Below are 282 nucleotides of genomic sequence, written 5' to 3'. Positions count from 1 at the left end.
GCCAAGATCTCCCCTGCCTGAAGGGTCAGGCTGATCTGATCGACCACTGGTCTTTTTTGAATACAAAAGTGAATACGACTTGCTTGTAGCATTAGCGTTTTGGTTTGTTTAGGTTGAAAATGAGCCAAATGAAAAAGGGAGCACCAATCAAGGCCGTCACCACACCGATGGGCATCTCTGCCGGAATCACGATCAACCGAGCAATTAGGTCTGCCAAATTCATCAAAATGGCTCCTAGCAAAAATGCCCCTGGCAATACGAGCCTATGATCGGCGCCAAAGC

1 protein-coding gene is annotated in these 282 nt (G+C 47.9%); it reads right to left on the bottom strand.

Annotated features, from left to right (window positions below; all coding sequences use genetic code 11):
* Positions 1–91: 91 nt before the first annotated feature.
* Positions 92–282: iron chelate uptake ABC transporter family permease subunit (locus ACNKXV_RS14645; protein WP_417908432.1), on the bottom strand; the 191-nt coding region annotated here is incomplete at its 5' end.

Source organism: Christiangramia aquimixticola (assembly GCF_048285835.1).
Taxonomy (GTDB): Bacteria; Bacteroidota; Bacteroidia; order Flavobacteriales; family Flavobacteriaceae; genus Christiangramia; species Christiangramia aquimixticola.
Note: the sequence above shows the minus strand (reverse complement) of the source record. Positions and strands in the feature narration are given on the sequence as shown.